Consider the following 4,517-nt stretch of genomic DNA (forward strand, 5'->3'; position numbering starts at 1 on the left):
AGCTGCGAGAGTGCCGACACCCAGGGCAAACAGCGGCACTGTACGGGAGGAGTTCTCGTTCGAGGTCGTGGCCACAAGCCTCGAAGCCCCACATCGAGGCCCGGGCAAGGGAATGTGAAGATTCGGTCAAGCCGGTCTCCGGGTAGACATGGGGCCAGAACAGACCGTCACCATGGGGCCAATCGAAGTTGACAGAGCCACAGGATGATGAGCACCGCGCCGAGGGAGAACTGCGCGAGCTGGGCGAACGTCAGCGTCATGCGCGCTCGACGGACGCCTCACCCGCGCCGAGATCGCGGATGGCGGCGCGCTGCGCGAGGCGGTGCTCGCGACGGATCTGCGCGGCGCGGAAGCGGCGCTTCTCCTCCTCCGTCACCGGTTCGAGTGTCGGCACCTGACGCGGCCTGCCCGACTCGTCGACGCCGACCATGACGAGGAACGCCGTCGCGACGTGGACCGGGGGCGTGCGATCGTCCCACCGTGTCGTCTCGACGCGCGCGCCGACCTCCATCGACGAACGACCCGCCCAGTTGACCTGCGTCTTCACCGTCAGCACGTCACCGACGCGCACCGGGGCCAGGAACAGCATCTCGTCCATCGCGGCCGTGACGGCGGGGCCCTGCGCGAAGCGCGCCGAGACGGCGCCCGCGGCGTCGTCGACGAACTTCATGATGTTGCCACCATGGACGGTGCCGAGCAGGTTCGTGTGCTGGTTGCCCATGATCTGGCTGAGGACGAGTTGTGTGTCGGAAGGAGCGGTCATGACCGCCATTGTCTCGCAGGATCTCAGCGGTTCGTGACGAGCCCGGCGCCCTCGAGGTGGGTGAACTCGTTGAACGTCAGCAACCGAGGGCCGTGACGATCGATCGTGATGCGCGTGACGCCCGTGTTGACCGCCGCGAGGGTGAAGTGCTTCCACGCGTCGAGGCTGCCGCCGGCGGTGAGGTGAGCCGCCGTCCAGCACACCGGGCCGGCCGACGTCACGACGACGACGTGCTCGTGCGCGGCGTCGACGAGATCGTCGAGCGCCTCGTTCGTGCGCGAGGTGAACTGCTCGAAGCTCTCCGGGTACTCGTGGTCGTACTGGCCGCCACTCCAGCGATCGACGGCCTTCTCGAACGTCTCCTCGAACGCGATGCGCGGACGCAACGTACGCACCATGTCGGCCTTCAACACGAGCATGTTCTTGTACGCCGGTTTGTACGCCGTCAGGAGCGCGCGATGATCGAGCTCGTTCCAGCGCTCGTCGAGACCACGCGCCACGACGCGCGGGGCATGCGCGGCGATGATGGCGTCATCAGGCTGTTCATCGGGTTTCGGGTGAGGGGGCTTGCCTCTGGAGGGTTTTCTCGGCGCGTGTGTGGCGGCGTCCTGGGTGCTCTCCAGGTGTTGCGCTCGGTCTGTTTCTCGGTCGCTCGACGCCGGGGCGGGCGGCGTGGCCGGCGCCTCCGATTCGTCCGCGCGGGGGTGAGCGGGCGTCGTCACGTGTGTGGGTTCGGTGGCGGGGACGTCGTCGAGATGCCAGCCGGCGCCCGCGGCGATCTCGGCGAGAGTCTGACGGTGGCGCTTCATCGAACCACTGACGATGAGGCTCGGTGCGACGCCGTGCGCGGCGAAGTGCTTGCCGAGCAGATACGCCTGCTCGTGGCCCGTCTCGGAGAGGTTGTCGTAGTCGGACTTGCCGAAGGACGCCTGCCCGTGGCGCACGAGCCAGACCGAACGCGTTTCCATGGACCAATCTTGCCGCACCACGTGCTACCCGCGGGTAGCCTTTCGTCGTGCATTCCACGACCGCCCTCGAGGCCACCGTCACGACCACGAGCGGGCTCACGAGCCACGTCACCTTCATTCCCGTCGACGACCCGGCGGCGCCCGTCCTCGTCATCCGACCGGCGTTCGGGGCGCCCGCGTCGTACTACCGGCACCTGACGCAGGCGCTCGCCGAGGCGGGGCTCGCGAGCCTCGTCGTCGAGTACCCGGGGCGGGAGACGCGCGACGGAATCGGGCGCGAGACGACGTACGGCTACGACGCGCTCGCGACCGGGGTGCACGAGAGCGTCGTGACGCACGTGCGCGAGCTTCGGCCCGACGCCCCGGTCGTGCTGCTCGGGCACAGCCTCGGCGGGCACGTGTCGATCTTCGCGGCGGCGCTGCACCCGGATGGGCCGGCCGCGGTCGACGGCGTGATCCTCGCGGCGTCGGCAAGTCCCTACTGGCGGGGGTACGGGGCGCCCGGCAGGGTGCGCTCCTTCGCGGGGACAGCGCTGATGGCGACCGTCGCGCGCGCCGTCGGGTACTGGCCGGGCGACCGGCTGAAGTTCTGGGGGCGCCAATCGCGGGTGCTCGTGCAGGACTGGTCGCGGATGGCGCGTACCGGGCGCGTGCGTCCGTCGGGGGCTCAGATCGACTACGAGGCGGCGTTGGGGGCCTATGGCGGGCAGGTGCTCGCGATCTCACTGCCGAACGACTCGTTCGCACCCGTCGGCGGGCTCGAGCAGATGCTGCGCTGGGTGCCTAAGGCGCGCGTGACGCGCTGGCACTCGCCGGACGATCTCGGGCACATCCAGTGGGTGCGCCGCAACGCCGACGTCGTGCCCGTCATCGCTGCGTGGGTCGAAGAAAATATCGCGGCTCGGTGACGGGGTGCGTGATGGGTGTTGACGCCTGGCGGCGGGGGTAGTTGCACGAGTCATGTGCATCTGCACGTGGAATGTGCGGCACATTCCTCGTGCAGATGCGCAGAAGTCGTGCAGCTAAAAACTGCGATTGCGTCCGGTCGATGACGAAGCGTGCAGGTTCCAGATCCGACGAGCGACGTCGACGTACTGCTCGCGTGGGCCTGCGGTGGAGGGTGTCTCTGGTTCGGCGGCGCTCTCGCCATCGCTGTCGAAGCAGTGGACGAACGTCGCGTGGACGAGGGTGAGGACGTCGTCCGGGCTCGTGCACGCAGGCAGTCCCGAGGCGATGTACTCGGCCTCGGCGTTGAACTCGTCCGACGGCGCGCCGATCTCGGCGAGCCCGAGGAGGTTTGCGGCGTCGAGGATCTCGCTGATGCGGGGTGCCACCGTCGAGCCCAGCAGGCGCGCCGGGATGACGTGTGGCTCGCCCTGTTCGCGCGTGACGCGCCAGGCCACGCCACCGGGTTTCTCGGTGACGGCGTAGGTGGAGGTGCCGTACTCGGTGTCGCGGTGCCAGACGAGCGCAACGCCGTCATCGGCGGCATGGCCGTCGGGCAGGGCGCCGTCAGCGACCCACCGCCGGTACTTCTCGGCGCGGCCCAGTTCACCGAACAGGTGGGGGCACGCGCTGCCGGGGAGAAAGCCGAGGCCGTCATCGAGGGGTGCGAGTGGGCCGAACGAGTCGGTCGACGACGCCTCGAACCAGCAGTTCATGCCGGCGCTGATACCGGCCAGGACGGTGCCGTTCGCCGCGGCTTCGCGCAGGAGGTCGGGCAGGCCGTGCGTGCGCCAGATCGCGAGCAGGTTGGCCGTCGACCCACCGCCGACGTAGACGACGTCCTGGGTGAGGACGTGGCGGGGGTCGCAGGTCCAGTTGGCGTTCGCGGACTTGGTGAACAGCGACAGGACGCTCGTCTCGGTGCGCCCGGCGAAGGCTTGCTCGAACTTCGCGGCGTAGCCGAGGTCGTCGCCGCTGGCCGTGGGGACGAAGCAGACGCGGGGACGCTCGGCGCGCGTCAGCTCGAGGATGTGCTCGTCGATCGGCGTGACGGCGCCCTCCTGAGAGAAACCCCCGCCGCCGAGGGTGACGATCGTGCCGGTGAAGTTCGTCATCCCTCGATTGTCGCCGAGGCGATGCGTGGTGGCGACAGACTTTCAGTCGGTTGGGTTTGGTCTGCCGTCGGGTATGGGTGTGGGTGCGGGGCGCCGGTCCGTCGTCGTGACTTACCGTCATGGGTCGTCGAGCTCGTCGCTCTGGGCCCAGCTTCCGGCGTGGTTGAGGACGACGGCGAAGGCGGGCGAAAATCGCCGATGGGTACGAGAATCGCAGGTGAGCACACGCGTCGCCGGCGTGGATCGTGAGGTGCCGGGGTGAATGCGACGGCTCGCACTCACCCCGGCATCTCACGCCCGGGCCCGACCGGCGTTCACGCGACGGGTAGGGCGCTCCCCTCATGAACGGAAAGCGCGGCGCGGCTCAGGCCGCAGCCTCCGCCGGAGCGTGCGAACCGTGCGCCGCCAGCGAGTTGGCCGGCTTCGTCAGGGGCTTCGGGGCCACCTTCGCGTGGTGCTTGCCGGCCGGCTTGGCCTTCGGCAGCGCCTTGTTCGCGTCCTTGCCGTGCGGCTTGGGTGCGGCCTTCGCGTGAGCAGGCTTGGGTGCAGTCTTGCCATGCTTCACCGTCGCCGGCTTGGGCTGCGGCTTGGCCTTCTCACCCGGTTTGCCGTGCTGCGCCGGGGTGAAGCGCCCTGAGTTTGTTGGAGACTCCTGACCTTGGAAACGAGGATGGGGTTATGCCGAAGGAACTGGCGAATGGGAAGCCGACGACGCGTCGCTACTCG

The 4,517-nt window shown here is 69.0% G+C and carries 5 protein-coding genes; 1 reads left to right on the top strand and 4 read right to left on the bottom strand.

Annotated features, from left to right (window positions below; genetic code table 11):
• Positions 1-256 precede the first annotated feature (256 nt).
• Complete coding sequence (locus tag J4Z35_RS14140) at positions 257-763, bottom strand: acyl-CoA thioesterase (protein ID WP_006945484.1); 507 nt, start codon at positions 761-763, stop codon at positions 257-259.
• A 23-nt stretch (positions 764-786) separates the two neighbouring features.
• Positions 787-1,731: a histidine phosphatase family protein gene (locus tag J4Z35_RS14145; protein WP_006945532.1), complete on the bottom strand. Its 945-nt coding sequence runs from the start codon at positions 1,729-1,731 to the stop codon at positions 787-789.
• Between the two features lie 47 nt (positions 1,732-1,778).
• Here J4Z35_RS14145 and J4Z35_RS14150 point away from each other — a divergent pair, with 47 nt between their 5' ends.
• Positions 1,779-2,639, top strand: a complete 861-nt coding sequence (locus tag J4Z35_RS14150; protein ID WP_006945519.1) for an alpha/beta fold hydrolase — start codon at positions 1,779-1,781, stop codon at positions 2,637-2,639.
• 114 nt (positions 2,640-2,753) lie between these two features.
• On the opposite strand, the gene J4Z35_RS14155 is transcribed toward J4Z35_RS14150, so the two are convergent.
• Positions 2,754-3,791 (bottom strand): peptidase E, encoded by a 1,038-nt coding sequence (locus J4Z35_RS14155; RefSeq protein ID WP_074041274.1) that lies wholly within the window; start codon positions 3,789-3,791, stop codon positions 2,754-2,756.
• A gap of 364 nt (positions 3,792-4,155) precedes the next feature.
• Positions 4,156-4,356, bottom strand: a complete 201-nt coding sequence (locus J4Z35_RS14160) for a hypothetical protein (RefSeq protein ID WP_208065683.1) — start codon at positions 4,354-4,356, stop codon at positions 4,156-4,158.
• Positions 4,357-4,517: the final 161 nt, after the last annotated feature.

The organism is Dermacoccus sp. NHGro5, assembly GCF_017565385.1.
GTDB classification, from domain to species: domain Bacteria; phylum Actinomycetota; class Actinomycetes; order Actinomycetales; family Dermatophilaceae; genus Dermacoccus; species Dermacoccus nishinomiyaensis.

Bases quoted from the DNA above. Each gene is read 5' to 3' on its own strand.
- J4Z35_RS14140 (WP_006945484.1), bottom strand. From the start codon at position 763: ATGACCGCTCCTTCCGACACACAACTCGTCCTCAGCCAGATCATGGGC.
- J4Z35_RS14145 (WP_006945532.1), bottom strand. From the start codon at position 1,731: ATGGAAACGCGTTCGGTCTGGCTCGTGCGCCACGGGCAGGCGTCCTTC.
- J4Z35_RS14155 (WP_074041274.1), bottom strand. From the start codon at position 3,791: ATGACGAACTTCACCGGCACGATCGTCACCCTCGGCGGCGGGGGTTTC.